The following is an 18,633-nucleotide window of genomic DNA, read 5'->3' on the forward strand; positions in this document are numbered from 1 at the left end:
GCTGTATCGCCTGAGTTTTCGATGGTCAAAGGAAGGTGCATGTGGTGGGGCTGACCAGCGGTGACGGAGTTTGGGAAGGGTGAGGTTGGCGGCGAGTTTCCCGCCGGAGAACCAGACCGGTTGGCCATCCTGATTCGTGTGGTGTGGGAGCGCGACGGCATAGCCGGTGATCTCGCCGGGGGCACGGACACTCTGGCGAGTCTTGATCAGCACTCCTGCCTCTCTGAGGGCGACGAAGAAGTCGTCTTCGGTTGCTGCACCGGCGGCTGCCTTGGCCACGCGCCGGCGAAGGGTGGTGCGAGGTGGCTCCGTCCAGTTCTTACGGTCGGTGAGTTCTGTCTCGGCCCGGGTCGGTCGGGGCGCTGCCGTACGGTCGGCGGGTGCGGTTCGGGTGAGGCCGTAGCGTTCCTCGACGATGTGACAAGCGTCGGCGACCTTGTAGTAGTCGCGGTGGACGTTGGGGTTGCGTCCATCCTCGCGGGCCAGGACGACGGCCAAGTGGATGTGGTCGTCAGCGTGCCGTACGGCGATCCAGCGGCATGCCTGGTCGTCACCTCGTGGAGCGAATCCAGTCTGGTGGATCACCTCCTTGGCGATGTCGGCCCATTCGTCGTCCGACAGGGTTCGATCTGCGGGAGCCGCTCGGATCGAGCACTGCCAGACCGGCAAGGTCAGCGGCGTGTGCCGGAGAGTGTCGAGCGGGGAGGTCAGGACACCGACAAGGTGGCGGAAGTCCCGATCGCCTCTGGCGTCGAGCCCGGGTTCCAAGGCCATGGGGAGCCGGAACCCAGCGACGATGTGGGGATCAACGTGCTCGTTGCGGCTGCCAGGCCCGTAGAGGTAGGACAGCAGCCTCGCGAGGCTCTGGCCGCGGGTTACTTTGCCGATCAACGCAGGAGCCGGCCGATCTCAACGGACGAGGTGTCCACTCTGCGGAGGACGTTTTCCAGATACAACAATGCGGCGGGCAGTTCGCAAGGCACCTCTCCTGTCGCGTTCGCTATGCGCGTCAGCTGATTGAGGTTTACGCCAATTCGGTTCAGCTGTCGCGCGATGCTGCGCAGTTCTTCGCAGAGTTCCGTGGTTGGTTGCAGTCCTAGTCCGTGCTGGCGAATGGCTGCCTGTACGGTCTGTGTAATAAAGGTGCCGTAGGCGGCTCCTGCTCGCTGGGCCGCCGCGCAGATTTCCTCGTACTCCTGGTCGCTGACTCGGAACCTCATCTCACGGTCGCGTCGGCGTCCTCCGCCGAGCTGCGAACGTCGCTGCAGCTTGCGTGGCTGGTTGTGCTGTACCTCGCTCGTGACTGCACCTCCGATCAACTCGTTCAGGACCGCGCCCGGTCCCGCACCACAGAAGTGTGTGCGGTGGATTGCCATGAATCCACAACGTGTCGCGACACGGTCCTACCTTGCAGCCCTCTGAGAAGCTCAGCAGCCGTATGTGCCGACCGATACTGTCGGCGCACTTACTATGTTGGGGCGGGTTGGGGCGTGCCACTGAGTTGCGTCACATTCAGTTCTTAGGAAAGTCCACCGAAAGGCTATACCCTCTCGACCGTCAACGTTCTTTTCAACTCGCCAGTACTTGTCGCCTGAGCATGATTCTGATTGTTGAGTCGAACAATCACGAGAGGCGAAGCCGCCGCGACGCTCTCGGGCTGGTTCGGCCTCGTCCAGAGCTGCGTCACCGGATCAGCTCCGGTCAATTACCGAGAAACGAGTGGCTTCGCCAAGCGCCTGTTCGGCGCTGTCGAGGTCGGCGAGGCGGGCCGCCACGGTCGCGGCCGCGAGGTGGGCGGGCAGAGCAACCGAGAACTTTAGGCCTCGGACGGCCCGAGGATCGACTTCAGGCAGTACGAGTGGTGCTTCAGCACGCGCCGCCTTCCACATGTGAGGCGTCAGATCCTCGCGGAGCCTTACGTACAGGTCCGTAGGGCGCTGAACCTGGTCGGCCACGGATGAGAGCGTTGCGGTCAATGTGGCGTTCGCGCGGTATCCCGCCCACGTCCACCAGCGGACGTCGGTGCCTGCGCGGGTGATAACCGGGCCGGCCGGGTGTACCGACTCGGGCGCTTCCTCGACCCGCAGCTGCTCCAACCGCGTGCTTGCCCTACGTGTGAGTGTGACGGGCGGGTCAGTGCCGAGCAGCACGTCGCGCATGGCTCGGGTGAGGGCGAACGACAGTCCCGCGATGCCGCCCGCCGTCCATTTGGCGATACCTCCGCCTTCGGCGGGTTCGACGAAGCAGCGGCGCCGCTTCCAGTCGATGTAGGTGACCTGCCAGGTCCGTCCGGCGAGGAGGAGGCGGCGGGGGCCAGGGCGGTCCTCAGTGAGCACGGACGGGTCAGTACGGCCGATCTCCGCGCGTCCCGACAAGACGGTGAACTGTGGTGGGGCCGTGAACGACGCGGTGAGATCCATGAAGTGGCGGTGGCCGAACCGCTTTTCCGTTTCGGGGCCGATGAACAGCATGCCGTCGTCCTCGTCGAGAAAGCCTTCCGCGACCAGGTGGCGCAGGATCGGTTCGCCGGATCGGTCGAATGGCGGCAGGCCGTTCCACTGCTCCGCCCACAACCTGTTCCCGAGCCGATGTTCCTGGAGCGCGACGGCCAAGATCTGCTGCGCGACCAGGTGACGAGGTGTCGGCGGGGCGGCAACATCCTCGACCCAGCCTCGTCCCCACAACAGCAGCAGTCCCGACGCTTGGAGCAGCGCGCGTTCCTTGGTGGCGAGGAACAGACAGGACCGTTCGGCTCCGGGGCGACGGCCAGTACGTCCGAGGCGTTGCAGGAAGGAAGCCACGCTGGCTGGGGAGTCAATTTGGATCACACGGTCGAGGTCACCGACGTCGATGCCGAGCTCCAGGGTGGACGTCGAGACGATCACGCAGTCACGGGCCTCGGCGAACGCCTGTTCAGAGCGGCGACGTTCGTCGGCCGACAGTGAGGCGTGGGAGAGGAAGGTTGTGACGTCGCGGGCGCGCAGGGCCGCGCCGAGTTGCTCGACTTGGCTTCGCGAGTCGCAGAAGACGAGGCGTTTCTCGCCGAGGTGCAGTGACGCGATGACCTTGGCGGCGTTCTCGATGGAACCGACGTAGTCGAGTTCGACACGGGCGGCGGGAGCCGCCGCAGAAACGGTCGCCTCCGGGGCGACGACCTGGGCAGGGCGGATCCCGGCGCCCGCGCCTTGAAGCCAGGTCAGCAGTTGGTGAGGGTTGCCGACGGTCGCGGACAGGCCGATCCTCTGGATGGGGTTCCCGGTGACGCGGGTGAGTCGTTCCAGGACGGCGAGCAGGTGCCAGCCGCGGTCGTCTCCAGCGAAGGCGTGGACCTCGTCGACGATCACTGCACGGATCTTGCCGAGCACTTCGGCATGGTCAGTCTTGTAGCTGATGAGCATGGACTCCAGCGACTCCGGCGTGGTCAGCAGGATGTCCGGCGTGTTCAAACGGATGCGCCGCCGCTCGGATTCGCGGGTGTCGCCGTGCCAGGGGGCGGCGCTGCGGCCAAGCCATTGCGCGTACTGGTCGACGCGGGGGGCAAGGTTGTTGAGCAGGGCCTTGAGGGGGCACAGGTAGAGCACCGAGATACCGGTCCACTCTTGCTCGGCCATGGCGGTAAGAACCGGGAAGATCGCGGCCTCCGTCTTGCCACCCGCGGTCGGGGCCAGCAAGAGCACGTCGTCGCCGTCGAGGACCGGTCCGACAGCGCGGCGTTGCAGGGGGCGCAGGTCCGGCCATCCGAGCGTGTTGACGATGTGGTGCAGGACGACCGGGTGCAGCCGTGCCATCACACTTCCAGGTCGATGTCGTCCGCTGTGAGGTTCCGTTCGACCTCGGTGAGTTCGGTGCCGGAGACGGTGAGCTTGTAGTGGACGCGAGGATCGAAGTCCGGGAACTGATCGATGCGATCGAGGACATCCCCGACGAGCTTCTTGAGGAACAGCCGTGGCGCGACACCGACCTTCCCGCCAAGCGCGCCGCCCACCGCTCGGGCGAGGTCGGCGATGTAGGCGTCGTCGGCGAGCGCCTTAATCCGTTCGGGGGCGTCAGCACCCGTCGCGTAGAGATCGCGGATGGTGATGCCGAGCCCGGTCAGCGACTCTAGGGTGAAGCCGGGCAGCCTAACCTGGACGGCTCGCGGGTTGTCGAAGCGCGGGTCGGTTGTGAAGTCGGTGGCCAGCCGTTGGGCGAGCGGCGCGAGTCGTTGCACGCCCTGCCGTCCGTCAAAGAACATGGGTGTCCCCGTGATCACGAGGTAGAGGCCAGGGAACCGGCCCGAGTGCACCTCGTCGATGAGCTGACGCAGCGCGTTGAGGGCCTTGTCCCGGACGTCGGAGCGGACCCGCTGCAGCGTCTCGACTTCGTCGAGGACAACGAGCAGGCCGGGATGCCCGCCATCTCGCAGCACAGTCAGGAGCCCTTGCAGGAAGCCGAGCGCGCCGAAGTGGTCAAGGTTGCCGCGTACCCCCGCCGCGTGCCGGACCGCGGCGGCGACGTGCGGCTGCCCGCCGAGCCAAGCCAGCACCGCGGCAGCCGTGGTCTCGTCACCGGCGCTGAGCGCGGTCCGATAGCCGCGCAGCGCGGTCGCGAACGAGGACGCCTGCCGCGACACCTCCGCGAGCCGCGCAGTAAGCAGCCGGTCGACCTCACCCGCGAGGTCCTCTTCGGACGCGCCGGACGCCAGGACGTCCTCCTCCAGTGCGTAGAACCACGCGTCCACCACCGGCCGCAGCGCGCTGGGCGGGAAGCTGGCGGTGTGCAACCGTTCGGTGAGTCGCCGGTAGACGGTCTCCAGCTTGTGCAGCGGCGTCTCCGTCTCGGAGATCTGGATCTCGGCGACGGCGAAGTTGCGGCGTTTCGCACGTTCACCGAGCCACCGCGTGAAGAACGTCTTGCCGGACCCGTACTCACCACGGACGGCCTTGAACACCGATCCGCCGGACGCGACGGTTTCCAGTTCCCCGTCAAGCGCCGCCTCGAACCGGTCGAGCCCGGTCGCCAGCAGGTCCAGCCCGCTCTCCGGGACCGCGCCGCGGCGTAGCGCGTCGATGACGGCCCGCCGGCGGACGGCGCTGACCTGGTTCGAACGTGCGGTGCTCACGCCCACCAGTGTTCCATCACCCTGTCACTGCACATCGAACTGCTCGCGCAGCAGTGCGGTGTTCAGCCGCAGGGTGCGTCCGTCGGGCAGAATTTCCAGTACTTGGACGCCGTCGTAGTTGAGCAGCTGGCCGAGCACGGCGGCGAAGCCGTCGGCACGAGTGGCCCGCTCTCCAACCCGCTGCGCCAAGGCGGTGACGGGCAGCGTCCCGGAGTTCAGCAACGCCCGCACCGCCGCCTCGATCTTGCCAAGAGGAGGCTTGCGCGCCATCAAATCCATTTGCTGCCGGAAGGTTTCCGACGCAAGAAGCGCGGTCGCGAGGTCGTCCGGCGCAGGAGTGGGTTCCGGCCGCGGTGCGGCTACCGGCTCCGGGGAGTGGCGCCGTTCGGCCTCCAGCTCGAACAGCGCATCGGACGACTCCTTCACCGTGACCGTCGGCGGGGCCTGCGGCGCGGGCGGCTCGGCCGAAGCCTGTGCCAGCGGGCTGAGGGGCTCGGCCTGTGTCTCTTCGGTCTCCAGCCGCCACCAGGTGGGGCGCTGATCGCCCAGCTCCCGCCATCCCTTCGGGGGCGTGGAGTTGAACGTCAGGAACGCCAGGACGGGGATCGCGAACTCGGCGAGCGCCGCGCCCCCGTGGTAGCCAGCCTGCTGCGTCGAATACCGCAGGTCACGGTCCCACAGCGCCACGATCTCACCGCCGGGCGCGTCCCGCACGACCCGGGGCCCGGACAGCGCGACCTCTCCGTCGGCGACCGGCCCGCCTGGTAGGCGGTGCCGCGCCGAGGCGGCGTCCACACCGTCGATCCTGACTCCGCGGCGGTCCACGACATGCCCGTGGTCGCTGGTGAGGAGCACCGCCATGCCGCGTTCGGCCGCCTCCCGCAGCAGTTCCCTGAGTTCGCCGATGTGCTCCGGCCGCCAGGTGGCGTCGCCGAGTTTCTGCTCTTTCATGAGGCGGTCGTCAATGGTGTTCAACACCACTGCGATGTGGCCCGTCCCGTGTTCGAGGGCGTCGGTCAGCGCCTCACTGAACGGAGAGCCGGGGGTAGCTCCGCGCAAGTCGTCTTTGTGGAAGACGGCGGCCGGCTCACCGCCCCAGAACCGGTGCCGGGGGAACAGCCGTTTCTCGTCGGCCTGGCTGCCCTTCATCAGGGTGGCTGCGAACAGGGACGTCCGCGAGATCGCCGTCACGGTGGGCAGGGCCGCCGCCATGGCGCGACGCCGGGGCGGCGTACCGGGCGCTTCGGGCATCGGGTCGTACTCGGCCCAGTTGCGGCGCAGCTCCTCGGCGAGTTCCGCTGCGATCCCGGCGCTCATGCCGTCCAGGACCAGCAGCAGCAGGCGGTACTGCGACTTGCCCGTCACCACCGGCTTGACGATGCGCGGCAGAAACGTCTCCACGGTCAGCATCGACCCCGGGTCGGTGCCCGCCGCCGTCCACGTCTCGAGCGCCTTGGCGAAGGACCGGTCGATCTCCTTGCGGGCCTCGCGCACCCGTTCGGCGATCAGGTCGTAGGCGGACTTCAAGGCGGGGTCAGGGTCGCCTCCAGCCTCGATGTGGTCGAGGGCCTGGTCAACCCATCCGGTCTCGGCCACGTGGCGGTCGAGGCCCGCCGCGACCGTCGTTATCTCCGCGGTGGGGCCAGTGGCGAGCCAATGGACGAGCCGGGTCGCCATCCAGGCACGTCTCACCCGCACCTGCGCATCGTGGTCCCTGGCCAATTCGTGGTTCTCTACGGCGGCCAGAGCCGAAATAACCACATCGAGATCGGTTGCCCGCAGTGCATGGCCCAGGGAGGTGAAGCGCTCGCTCAACCCTTCGGAAAGGACGGTGCTGTACCGCGCCTGCGGCTCGATACCGAACTGCCGGGAGAGTTCGGAGGCCCGGCTGAGAATCTGGCGGGTGGTCCGCCTGGCCGCACGCCCGGCCTCACCGTCGTCGGTGTCGCCAGTGGCGAGCAGGGCGGTGACGAATTCCTGGCAGGAGCGGCCGAACGCGCTCAGGAAGGTGTCCAGGGCCTGCCCGGTCGCGGGCGGCGGGTCGCCGAGCCAGCGTTCGATGCGCCCTCGCGCGCGGTACGTGTCCCCATCGGCGGGGGCATCCCCCCACAGGGCGGCGCAGAGCAGGCCGAACGGCACCGCGTCGGGACCGTGGTCGGCTTCGACGAGCGCGAAGAGGATGCGTCCGGCGGGTCCGGCCTGCTCCGCCTCGCTCAGGAAGGTGATCAGCCCCTGGCGTTCGGGGCCGCGCAGAGCCTTCAACCGGTCAGGTCCGCTCGGTTCGAGCGACCAGCGCAGCAGCAGGCGGGTGTCGAGGCCGCCGGCGGACGGGTCGGTCCCAGAGGCGTCGTCGGGGGTTTCGGTGGCGTAGCGGCCGAGCCGCAGCCGCCGCAGGGCCAAAAGCGACAGCGCAGTGCCCCGGGACAGGATGCCACCCCCCAGCTCGGGCCAGCCGCCGGGCGGGGTGGCGTCCAGCAGCGCCTCGGCCGCCCAGCTCTCCTCACGCAGCCGCGGATCACGTTGCTCCGCGCCGAACATCTCAAGGACGAGGTTCCAGTTGTCGACGATCTCGACGCGCTGCCGATGCACACGGGCGAGGATCGCCGGGTCGAGTTCGTTCTCCTCCCGGTCGGTCAGCACCACGAGCACCTCTGGCCCCTCCGCGCCCGGCGCGAGATGCTCCAACACCAGTTCGTGGATCGCGAGCGGTGAGGGCGCGGGAACGACCCGAGCCGCCTGCCCAGTGCCCCAGGACAGCTCGTCGGCTCCCTCCCACGCGGGGACGGCGCGCAGCAGCAGGACCCGCCGCTTGGGATTCTCGTTGAGCCTTTTGCGACCCACCAGGTACTGGGTGACGGTCGCGGCGGTGAGCCGCATCGCACCGTTCCCGATGGCGCCGGTGGTGACGGGCATCAGTCCACGACCCGCCAAGTAATCTCGACGGTCGTGCCGGCGGGCAGCTTCCCGAGTTCGTCGTTCAGCTCGGACGCCGCCCGGGACGCCAATATCCGCCGGGTGCCCGTCCGGGCCACGCCGGGCGCGCCGCCGGTCGGTCCTTGCTCGCCGCCGCCCGGGACGGGGGGATGGCTGGAGTCGCGCCCAAGGTCGACGTCATCGGGCTTGTCCGGTCCGGGTTGTGGGTCCGGCCCGGGCTCCGGGGGGAGGGGCCGGTTCTTCCTGAGAAGCTCGGTGACGTCCGCACGGGCCTTGTGGAGCGCGTCGGCGAGACCGGCGGTCCGCTCGTCGACGCGGGCGACATTGCGCAGCGATTCCAGCAGGGCCTCGCCGTCGGGGCGCTGCCCTTCTGCGAGGCGGATGACATCCCAGGCCGCGCCCACGAGCGCCTCGGCGACCTCGCCCGCACGCTTGATGGACGTCCCGTACCGATCGGCGTTCACCCCGCCCAGGTCGAAACGGGCTAGGGCTTCCACGGTCTTCTTGGCGCCCGCGCTGCTGTGACCGGCGCTCTGAAAGGTCTTCAGCAGGTCCACCGAGCGGCGTGCGATCTGGAGCCGCCCTCCGTCGTCGGTGTCGTCCAGGCGGAGGAAGGCGGCATGCTCCTCCAACTGCCGGACCAGGTTCTCCGCCGCGATGCGGTGCCTGTCCGCCTCCTCGGTGATCTGCCGGGCGAACTGGTTCACCATCCGGCCGCGGCGCAGCGTCGGCGCGGGCCTGCCGAAGATCGCGTGGAACCGTTCGGAGGCCGTCGTCCAGTCCTGCTCGCTCGGCAGCGGCTGGGTGCGCAGCGCGTCCCCGTCCTTGATCTGGTGCAGTTCCGGCGGCGGGTTGAGCGGGACGCCGCCGCGCACCCAGACCCGGTCGTTGATCTCGGCGAACGCGGCGACGATCAGGTTCGCCAGGAACGTGTCCAGCCCGCGCGACCGCGGCCGGTCGATCCAGTCCAGCAGCTTGATGAGGCTGAGGTCACCGGTGACCCCGTCGTTCTTCGCCGCCAGCATGAAGTGGTCGGACCACTCGTGCGACAGCCTGAAGTACGCCTCCCGCTGCGTGCCGAGGCGCAGCGGTTCGACCAGGCGCGCCATCAGCTTGCGGTCCTTGGCGGGGACCTCGACCTGGTGGTCACGAGCTTCGGCCGCCGACCGCACGTACCCGAAGACGGTCCTGGCGTCGGACAGCTTCACCGGGGTGCCGTTGCCGGTCGGGTCGAGGTCGGGGTGACCCGGGAACTGGGATCCCAGCAGCCGGCCCGCGATGTGCCTGATCGCGGCGTGCATCGACTGCCCGAACTGCACCTTCAGGTCGGGCAGGTCACCGGGGAGCGGCTGGAAGTGCTGGTCGAAGTCCATCTGGACGTTGGTCGCGTCCTTGGGCTTCAGCCCGTATGCCTGCTTGAAGGCGTCCTTGATCTGCTTGATCAGCGCGTCGCGCTGGCTTTCCAGCAGCCGCTTGGCGCCTTCCCGGCTATCAGCGTTGAGATGACCGGCGTACTGGGTCTCAAACCGCTGGTCGTCGGCGAGTGCCCTGTCGATGACGACGAGGCGTTCGAAATCCTCGTAGCGCTGCGCGGACAGGTGCGTGGGCAGCCACGCCACGGTCTGGGGCGCCTCGCCCTGCTTCTCCCGGAGTTTCTGGATGCGGTTGACGTCCTCGACCGGGCCGTAGTTGCTCTCGTCGAACGGCAGGTCGATGACGATCCGCCAGCGGTTCCCGATCTGCGGCACCAGGTCGTGGTCGGGCAGCTCGTCCTCGTCGGCGACGTTGCCGAAGACGACTTCAAGGGTGCGCTGCGAGCCCTTCCACACCAGGTGCAGTTCATCGCTGCCGAGCCGGTCGTCGGTGCGTTCGACGCCGAGTTCCTCGGTCAGCAGCCTGCGGGCCAGCGCGGCCCGGTTCCCCCGGTTGTTGTTGACGCGGGCGTTGGCGATGACGGAGTCGATGTCCACGCCCGTCAGCTCCAGCCGGACGCCCGGGTTGGCGTCGGTGCCGATCGTCTTGATCTCGGGGAACCGGGCGGCCCACTCGTCGACCTTGTTCTTGATGATGCCGACCTCGCTGCCCGGGATCGGCGCGACGACCGAGCCGTGGTTCAGCGCGGCGAGCCGCCGATACGTCAGGTCGCTGAGCGCGGGCACGCTCGGCGCGAGCGCCGACAGCAGCAGCGTGCAGATCAGCCGGTTGTCGCCGACGAACAGCCTGCACCGTTGCGCGAGCTGCCTGTCGGTCACCTGGTCGGGGTCGTGGAGGTACTGCTGGACGTCGTCCTCGGTGACGTCATGGGTACCCAGCAGGAACGGACGAAGTTTCGTCTTGTAGAGCTTGTCTGCGGCGGCGAAGACGACCTTCAGGTCGTCGACGAACGGCTTGTCGCCACCCTTGGCGATCACCGGGTAGAGGTCGCCGACCGCGATCAGGTCACCGAGCCGCAGGTGCTCGCGGTTCGCGGCCAGCAGCTCGCCCATCAGCTTCAGCCCGGTCCGGGACCGCTGGAGCGCCGAGGAGATGTGGACGAGCGTGTCCATGAAGGCCGGTGAGAACGGATAGGTCAGCCGGAACGACTCCTCGTCGGCACCGGTGGTGCTCTTGTCGGAGCCGAGGAGCGTGTCCCAGATGTTCGGGCCGAGCGCCTTCGTCTTCTCGAACGCGGTGTTGATCTCCTGTGCGGCGGCCCCGTTCGGCCCGCCGATGGGGGCCAGGAGCCGCGCGTGCGCGATCTGCGGCAGGTTCCGGTCTTCCAGGGTGATCCGGTCGAACCGGCCGGACGCCAGGTTCAGCGTGTCCTGGATGGCCGCCTCGGCCGCCCCGGACACCTCCTCGCCGACCAGTTCGCGCAGGTCGCGCTGGCGGGCGATGAACGACACGATCGGGACGGCGCGCCGCGCGTCCCCGCCCTCCACGAAGTTCGTGATCTTCCCGGCTTCGCGGGCCACGAGCCGCTGGTCGTGGATGAGGGTCGCCAGCCACAGCACCAGCTCGTCCAGGAACAGGATCAGCCCGTCGTAGCCGAGGGCCTTGGCGTGCTCGGCGATCACGGACAGGCCGGCGTCGAGCGAGATGAAACCGTGCTCGTCCTCGGCGGCCTTCCTGCCGAACCCGGGAAGAAGGTGGGTGGAGGCGTCCTGGACGAGTTTGGCGCGCAGCTCCGCCGGGGTGGAGGGGTTCAGCAGGTCGAGCGCGACACCCTCCTCGTGCGACTCCTCCGCGGTCAGGGCCTGGTCGAGCAGGTCCGCGGTCCACGCGAACGACTCGCCCCATTCGTCTTCGCCGTCCGCGCCGTCGTCGGTTCCGCCGAGGCCGTTGAGGACGGCGTCGTCGCCCATGCTGGCGCGCAGGCCGCGGATGTCGTCGAACAGCGCGTCGGTCTTGTACACCTGCGGGATGGGCGCGTCCGGGTGCAGCTTCTTGACGTACTCGACGTAGCGGCCGAGCACCCGCTGCTCCAAGGACTGCGCGCCGAGCATGTGGTACGGCACCAGCAGGAACTTCTTGCCGTCGGTCTGGACCCACTCGTGCCGTGTCAGGACTCTGTCGAAGTCACGGTTGCCCCACACCTTCTGGTGGCGGGACAGGAACGCGTACAGCACCGCCATGAAGTGCGACTTACCGGAACCGAACGAGCCGTGCAGGTAGGCGGCCTTGGACGTGTGGCCGTCCACCGCCGCCTTGATGAGGTCGAGCGCCTCGGTGAAGTTGCCCCGGAGGCGCTCGGTGAGCACGTAGCTCTCAAGGGCGCGCTCGGCCCCCTCGGGTGTGGTGGCCTCGGCGAGGCTCAGCACGTAGTCCGAGGTGGAGATCGACTCCTTGATCGTGATGAGGTCGCGGAGCAGCGGCGGCCGCTGTGTCATCTGTTCTTCCCCTGCCTTTCCGCCGTCCCGTTACTTCTTGGTCTTGCGTCCTCGCGCCCGCACCTCCGGCTGCCAATTGAGCAGATCCTCGTCGGTCAGGCCGTGCTCGCCCCTGATCTGCTGCCGGTAACCGTCGAAGAACGCGGCCGGGGAGCCGCCGTAAAGTGCGTGGAATTCATCGTGCCACTGGTACAGCCATGGTTGAAGTTCGAGCAGGCCTGCGAGGAACGGCGCGATCTCTTCGCGCGACAGGGATTGAGTGGTGAAGTAGGTCGCGAGCGCCTGCGCCTGCTCCCGGTGGTCCCACCCGGCCCAGCCGAAGAGCTGCGGCTGGACGCCGAGCGCCGTCGGATAGGAGATGAACCGCTCCTTCGGCACGTCGAGCTTGCCGCGCGCCCGCCAGTACGAAGGCTTGAGGAAATCGGCCGAGCTGTACTTGGGCGGGGTGGGGATAGAGTGCCGGATCCTCCGCTTGGCAGGCGCGTCAGGCGCGGCGTCCTCCTGCCTCTGGAGGTCCCAGACGTGCTCCCAGTCGGCCCGCTTCCTGAGCCCGGACGGCTTGTAGCGAAGCTGCGGCAGGAACGGAACGTGCTCATCGGCCATGAGGTCGGCGACGACCTTCGCGAGCTCCTCGCGAGGCCGGTACAGGTTCGCCACGGACACGAAGTCGTCGTCCTGCGAGAGCACGCTGATCAGACGCGAGAGCGAGACGAGAATCGGCATGTCGTTCGCGTCGAACCAGTGCTCCCGCTTTTCGATCTGGTCCAGCAACCAGGATCGCAGCGCCTTCTCCTGAAGAGCGTCCCACCCCTCGGTGGCCCACCGCCGCTTGTACTCAGGCCGCTCGATCATCCCGATAGCGCGCGAGGTCTCGATGGCGTCGATCCGCTTCTGGACGACCTGCTTGTAGGACTCCGGCCAGTGCGACGGAATCTCCGTGATCGGCGTGGACCCGTGCCGCTTGAACCACTCGTCGGACGCCTCCCCCTTGGCCACCCGCCGAGCAAGCACAATCTCGAACGCCCGCTCCCCAAGGGCAAGCTCGGGAACGTCCTCCTCGGGAGCGCGAAGGTCCTCCGGATGAAGCCCGTAGATCGAGTAGACCTGCCAGTCCAACTCCTCTTGCAGAGCGATCATCTGGGCCCGAGTGGACTCCCACCTCATCTTCGCCTCTCGAAGAACTGCGAGCTCGGGAGAGGTGGAATCGGCAATTGTGGATGGCATAATCGCGGACACTTTCTGCGCGAGTTCATCCATCTTGGTCGCAAGCTTAGTTGGGTACGCGTTGGGAAGCGGGAACTCTTGCAGCTTCGTGCCTGTAAACTCGAAGAATCGTTCCCAGGCTAGGGCTTTAAAGCCCTCATTTACTCCCTGACTGCCCTTATCGTGACTCACCATCTTGAGCCAGAAGCAGGCAGTAGAACTGTTGAGCAGGCCAAGTAGGCGCCGATGATCTTTTTCTTCCGCCCCTTCGTGCAGCTTGATCACTGGAGCGGACTGTTTGAACACCCTTCCGCCTCGATCAAGCATAAAATGATTGTGCGTTGCCACAAAAGCAAAGCCAATCGATAGGGGCGTAGTGTATGCCGATGCAGTATATTGCATATAGTCCCACCAATTGAGACCCGCATCAGCCATGTCGCCCTGAAAAGTGCGCCGCACTTCGAGGGTTCGGCGAAAAAACCAGAGCTCTCTCTTCAAGGCACTTTGAGAGATTTTCTCTGCATAGGGAAACAAGATAAGCTCTTCGGGCTCGGCACCCCAGTCTCGGACCACCTCCCCAACCATGAGCGGGCGAAGGCAGCTGCGGTCTACGTCTGTTCGATAGCTGCTTCGCTGCGGTCGGATATATGCATCATCTGCACCCGCTCGAATGGCTCTTCCCACGGGAGGGGCAATCTTGTCCTTTAGGACGAGGCCACTCGCGGAACCTATCCTTTCGACCATCTCCAGGCCCCCGTCAGCAAGAATCCAAGGCTGCCTGGCGAAGTAGCGCTCACGTCCCAGGTCGCCACACGAGACCCACTCACTGATGGATCCCGGCCTGTTGATTTGATCAACAATTGCGGACCAAACTGGGCCAGGCTTCCCTGCTTCTGGCGCAGCAGGCTCGCCTCGGATACTTCGGATTGTGCGAACTGTGTTCAACCGATCGGAGCCTGAACGTCGAGTCCCGATAAGAATCACTGTCGGGGTGCCGTGACCTGGAATGTAGGCACCGGACAAGTCGACCACTTCGGTTAGCTCGACCTTGTGTGCGAAGTAGTCCTCGATGAGCTTGGCGCCGAACTCGCGCTTGAGAAAGGAGTTTGACGTAATTTGCCCAACCAGACCGTACCCATCGCCGCCTACTTTGCCTCGCTTAGCCAATTCAAAGAAACGCTGCGCAAATGGAACTGTTAGTGCATACGTTCCCGAGCAGGCAGAATAGAGGTCGCGATAGAGCTTATTGATACTCCTGTCTCTAACGGTAATGTAAGGAGGGTTTCCAACGACGACGTGATATCTGCCCATCTCAAGAATTTGCTGATATTCGTGAACATCCTCGGTAGCGTATGAGAATTCAGCCAGAGAATCGCCTGCCACCTCGCCATCCAAACTAAATTCGAGCTGACGTGCCCTAATCAACGAGTCGCCGATGGCAAGGTGGATGGGCCATTCGTATTGAGCGGCCTCGGCCAGGGTGCCTACACTGGCGGCGGCCATTGCGGCGACCAGTAGGCGGAAGCGGGCAATAGCGATGGCGAAGGGGTTGATGTCCACGCCGTGGACAGAGTCGAGGGCCGCACGGACGCACTCGTGGAGGTCGCGGCCAGGCTGGCGGTCGTTCCAGAGGCGGACCAGGCGGCGGAAGGCTCCGAGGACGAAGTGGCCCGAGCCGCAGGTGGGGTCAATCATTTTGAGTTCTTCGTATCCGAACTCGCGGATCGCCGGGTCCATGGTTCGGTCGAGGATGAACTCTTCGACGAACTCAGGGGTCTGGAGGAGGGCGTATCGCTCTCGTGCCGTCTCCGAGAGGTCCTGGTAAAGGTCGCCGAGGAAGCGGGTGTCCCATCCCTCGGTGCCATCGTCGTTCAGTGGGTCGGTGAAGTCGTGGACGAGGGAGACCTCTTCGTCCCGGGTCTTCCAGAAGTTGGTGAGGGCGCCTGCGGCGTCGTGGCTGATCGGAATCTGGAAGAGAGCGTTGTGGGCAGGGTCGAAGAGGAGCTTGCCGGCCTGGCCCTCGCCGAGTTCCGCGAAGGCACGTTCCAGCCAGCCACGGTAGGTCGGGTCGTCGTCCTGCTCAACGTACGCCTCGTAGCGGACGCGAGCGAGGTCGTGACGGTCGGCCTCCGGGGCGGCAAGGTAGGGCTCAGGGATGAGGCGATTGTCTTCGCAGAAGCGGACGAATACCGTGCCGAGTACCCAGGCCACCGCTACCTGCGTGATGCGCTCGTCCAGCCAAGAGTTCCAAGTGGCGGCCGTCCGGCCGAGCTTGAATGCCTGGTCGTACTCCGCCCGAAGACGGGCCTTCGTCTCGGAAAGCTCCTTGACCTGCTGTGTCAGGTCCTTCTCAAGCGCCTGGACCTGCTTCTTCAGGTCGGTCAGCAGGGCCTTGCGATCGATCACGTAGTGCCGTCCGATCCGCTGTGAACTCTGGGGGCTACAGGTGCACAGGGTAGTGGCGGCTCGTATCAGAACCACGTGGTAGCAGTAAGAACGTTCGGCCTGAAGAGGTCAGGGGGTTGCGTCAACCTCCTCCAGCTCCGCCCACAGTTCCTCGACCCTGCGGCGCGCCGTGTGCTGGATCTCCTCGACAGTGCCGTTGAAGAAGCGGTCGTCGAGTGTCTCTCGGATCGCCTCCTCAACGATGCCCGCGCAGACCTCGAGCGGAATCCAGTGAGTCATCGGTTCGCCTTCCACAGCCCCTCCCCAGGTCTCTGCATGGCCCGTGCGACCTGTGCGAACAGGGCGTTCGGCGTGGTGGCCTCCAGTAGACGGCCACCCTGTGCGGTGGGGACGTAGGCCCACCAGCGGCACGTACGAAGGCCCCACCAGCAGTGGACACCGGGGAAGTGCGCCTCGATCTGGGCAGTGATGGTCTGGCGCGTCGGCTGTTCGGTTGAGGTGGCGGCCCACTGCTTCTCTGGAGGCTCGGGCGGGCGGTGGAGCGGCGCGGCCGGTGCGCCCGGGGGGACGCTCACCGGACGCCGCGCCGCTCTCACCTCCCTTGGGACCGCGTTGGGGGATGCGGTCCCCTCCGGTGGCCAGCCCGCGTGGGGTGTGGCTGTTTCCTCACCGGAGCCCCCTGCGCACAGCGGCGCGCTCGGCCTCGCGGCGCAGGGCGGCGCGCAGTTCTTCGGGGCTCGAACAGATCACCGTGGGATCGACACCAGAGGCAGGGTCATGAAGGCTGGCCACCCAGTCGCCCAGCCGGCCATCCCAGCGAACCGCCCGCCAGATCCGGTGCCCCGTGAATTCATTGCGAAGACGATCAATCTCTTGATCTTCAAGATCGTATTTCGCGTTCATGACTCGACCTCCGCGTCTTTGCGTCTTTGCGTCTTCCCAGGACAAGCATGAACACGACGAGTTATCTTCGCTACGTTCGTTCAGAAAAAACAACAACGGGGAGCTGGTATGAGTGCCCGAGATTCGCTCGATCCAGCTGGTTCGCTATGGGACCTCATAGCGGTTCAGCTGCGAAGACACCGCGAAGAGCGCAAAATGTCCGGATCGAAGCTGGCGGACTTTCTCGATCTTGATAGGTCGAGTGTTTCGCGCCTTGAATCCGGCGGAATGAAGCTTCAGGTCAAGCACGCGAGGCTGCTCGACCGAGAGTGGCAAACCGGGGGTTTGTTCGCTTTTCTGGTGGGTTTCGCCATTGCAGGACATGACACCGAGTGGTTTAAAGCCCACGCCGAGATGGAGCTACGCGCCTCGGAGCTGAGGATCTGGGAGCTGTCCTGGATACCGGGTCTGTTCCAGTCGGAGGACTACGCCCGCGCCATGTTCGAGGCGGCAGGGCTACATGACATCGACGCACACCTCGCGCTACGGATGAAGCGTCAGGAGGTGCTGAACCGTGATCCAGGTCCCGTCATGCGCGTCTTCCTCGATCAAGGCGTGATCGAACAGCCGGTCGGCGCTCCTGAGATCATGCGTGCACAACTCGCCACCCTGTTGGAGCGAGCTCAACACCCGAACATCACCTTTCGCATCGTTCCCAGATGCGTAGGCGCGCACATGGGACGTGACGGCTCCTTCAAGATCATGACAGTCGCCCACTCCGAGGTCGCCTACACCGAAGCCTGTGGAGGTGGAAGACTGGTCATGGACGGGACAGAGGTTCGCTCGTTTCGGCTGAGGTTCGACCGCATCAGCGATCGGGCGCTGCCCGTCGATGCCTCGATCGAGCTGATCAAGCGGATTATGGAGGGCCTTCAATGACTCCCGTTTGGCGCAAGGCCAGCCACAGCGGAAGTACGTCCGGCCAGAGCGACTGCGTGGAGGTTGCGCACCTCGAAGGACAGATCGGTGTGCGTGACTCCAAGGCCGCCGAGGCGCCTCACCTGGTGTTCGGGCGCGCGGACTGGCAGGTGTTCGCCCGGCGTGTAAAGCGCGGAGAGCACGACCTGCCCTGACTCATCCCCCTGGTGTTGCGAGCCCTCGGCCCGGTGCGGGTCGGGGGCTCATTGCGTTGTGCGCTCCGGGCCGTGGGTGAAGGCCGTGCGGTGCACGTCGGCGATCCAGGGAGCTGGCGGCACGATCCAGTCGCCGAAGGCACCCTGTTCGAGAACGGCCAGGGGTGGCACGGCGCGACTCCCGGAACAGGTCGCCCTACGGGCGCAGCAGGCACAGGCCGCGCACGTCCGTGCCCTACGGGGCGATGGTGTCGGTGTACGCGGCGTCGACCTCGGCCGTGAAGGTGTCCTCGGTGTCGTCGCCGTCGGTGATGGAGACGCGGGATGGGCGGCTTCGGGACCAGAAGGCGCGCATGTCCGGGCTGGTCATGAGGAACCGCAGGGCGCTGCGGAGCTCGGGGAGCTCGATCGTGCGGGTCTCGTAGGCGACCTTTTGGAGGTTGAGGATCAGGTTGCAGTAGTGGTCCTTGCGGGTCGTGTGCTCGCCGGGGGCGGGGGCGGGAGCGGGCCAGACCGAGCGGAGCTCACTGTCCTCGATGGCCATCTTGATCAGGTCGGTGTGCAGTTCACGCATCGCGACTTCGCTGCTACGTGCCTGCTCCTCCTGAGCCATCCTCAGCTCTTCCCGCTGGTTCCGCAGTTCGCGGCCCTGCATCAGGAGCGCGGCCGCGATGCCAAGGAGGCCGTACCGGAGAAGAAGACCGTGACCGGACTGACCGCCTGCCCGATGTCCGACCAGCGCGCCAGCTCGTCGTCGTCCAGCCGGAGCAGCAGGAGAACCGGGACGAGGAGGCAGAGGACCACGATGACGAGCCCCGCGATGATCGCGAGGCTCGTGGGCAGGGCCCGTCTCATACGGCCTGTCATGCCACCGCCGTGTCAGGTGCGGGATGCGTCCGAGCTGTCTTTCAGGGGCCGTACCCGCTCGCTGCGGGCGCGTAGGTCGTTGGCGATGTCGGCCAGGGTGTGCAGCGTCTTCGGGTGATGGGTTACCCAGCCGCCCGACGGATGCCCGACGGGGCCGGGCCCCTAGGCCGTGTCCCGTGATCATGCGAGGGGACGGCGAGTCTCCAGGGGGCGGGGTCGGGACGGGATCCGGAGAAGC

13 protein-coding genes are annotated in these 18,633 nt (G+C 66.4%); 2 read left to right on the plus strand and 11 right to left on the minus strand.

Annotation, left to right across the window (positions count from 1 at the left end; all coding sequences use genetic code 11):
* The 9 genes from IEZ03_RS36940 to IEZ03_RS36980 form a co-directional block, all read right to left on the minus strand.
* A partial coding sequence (locus tag IEZ03_RS36940) for a relaxase/mobilization nuclease domain-containing protein (RefSeq protein ID WP_229808829.1) occupies positions 1-891 on the minus strand: 891 nt, incomplete at its 3' end.
* Complete coding sequence (locus IEZ03_RS36945) at positions 888-1,376, minus strand: plasmid mobilization protein (RefSeq protein ID WP_184890065.1); 489 nt, start codon at positions 1,374-1,376, stop codon at positions 888-890. The genes IEZ03_RS36945 and IEZ03_RS36940, both read right to left, overlap by 4 nt.
* Before the next feature lie 315 nt (positions 1,377-1,691).
* Positions 1,692-3,788 (minus strand): DEAD/DEAH box helicase, encoded by a 2,097-nt coding sequence (locus IEZ03_RS36950; RefSeq protein WP_184890066.1) that lies wholly within the window; start codon positions 3,786-3,788, stop codon positions 1,692-1,694.
* Complete coding sequence (brxD, locus tag IEZ03_RS36955; RefSeq protein WP_184890067.1) at positions 3,788-5,101, minus strand: BREX system ATP-binding protein BrxD; 1,314 nt, start codon at positions 5,099-5,101, stop codon at positions 3,788-3,790. Before brxD ends, IEZ03_RS36950 begins: the two co-directional genes overlap by 1 nt.
* Before the next feature lie 24 nt (positions 5,102-5,125).
* A complete protein-coding gene (pglZ, locus tag IEZ03_RS36960) occupies positions 5,126-8,014 on the minus strand; it encodes a BREX-2 system phosphatase PglZ (protein WP_184890068.1) in 2,889 nt (962 codons plus the stop codon).
* Positions 8,014-11,904, minus strand: coding sequence for a BREX-2 system ATPase PglY (gene pglY, locus IEZ03_RS36965; RefSeq protein ID WP_184890069.1), 3,891 nt, complete (start codon positions 11,902-11,904; stop codon positions 8,014-8,016). Before pglY ends, pglZ begins: the two co-directional genes overlap by 1 nt.
* Before the next feature lie 30 nt (positions 11,905-11,934).
* Positions 11,935-15,513 (minus strand): BREX-2 system adenine-specific DNA-methyltransferase PglX, encoded by a 3,579-nt coding sequence (gene pglX, locus IEZ03_RS36970; protein ID WP_184890070.1) that lies wholly within the window; start codon positions 15,511-15,513, stop codon positions 11,935-11,937.
* Positions 15,514-15,621: 108 nt separating this feature from the next.
* Entirely contained in the window at positions 15,622-15,807 is a 186-nt protein-coding gene (locus IEZ03_RS36975; RefSeq protein ID WP_184890071.1) for a hypothetical protein, read from the minus strand.
* A gap of 372 nt (positions 15,808-16,179) precedes the next feature.
* Entirely contained in the window at positions 16,180-16,416 is a 237-nt protein-coding gene (locus tag IEZ03_RS36980; RefSeq protein ID WP_184890072.1) for a hypothetical protein, read from the minus strand.
* Positions 16,417-16,524: 108 nt separating this feature from the next.
* On the opposite strand from IEZ03_RS36980, the gene IEZ03_RS36985 reads away from it, so the two are divergent.
* A complete protein-coding gene (locus IEZ03_RS36985) occupies positions 16,525-17,334 on the plus strand; it encodes a helix-turn-helix domain-containing protein (protein WP_268248595.1) in 810 nt (269 codons plus the stop codon).
* Positions 17,331-17,528 (plus strand): DUF397 domain-containing protein, encoded by a 198-nt coding sequence (locus tag IEZ03_RS36990; RefSeq protein WP_184890074.1) that lies wholly within the window; start codon positions 17,331-17,333, stop codon positions 17,526-17,528. Before IEZ03_RS36985 ends, IEZ03_RS36990 begins: the two co-directional genes overlap by 4 nt.
* Positions 17,529-17,763: 235 nt before the next feature.
* Here IEZ03_RS36990 and IEZ03_RS36995 read toward each other — a convergent pair whose 3' ends face one another.
* Both IEZ03_RS36995 and IEZ03_RS38435 read right to left on the minus strand, forming a co-directional pair.
* Positions 17,764-18,183 carry a DUF6082 family protein gene (locus IEZ03_RS36995; RefSeq protein WP_221480937.1) on the minus strand — a complete coding sequence of 140 codons (420 nt, stop codon included), beginning with the start codon at positions 18,181-18,183 and terminating at the stop codon, positions 17,764-17,766.
* Entirely contained in the window at positions 18,183-18,383 is a 201-nt protein-coding gene (locus tag IEZ03_RS38435; protein ID WP_221480938.1) for a hypothetical protein, read from the minus strand. Before IEZ03_RS38435 ends, IEZ03_RS36995 begins: the two co-directional genes overlap by 1 nt.
* Between the last annotated feature and the right edge of the window lie 250 nt (positions 18,384-18,633).

It is taken from the genome of Actinomadura livida, from assembly GCF_014648675.1.
Taxonomy (GTDB): Bacteria; Actinomycetota; Actinomycetes; order Streptosporangiales; family Streptosporangiaceae; genus Spirillospora; species Spirillospora livida.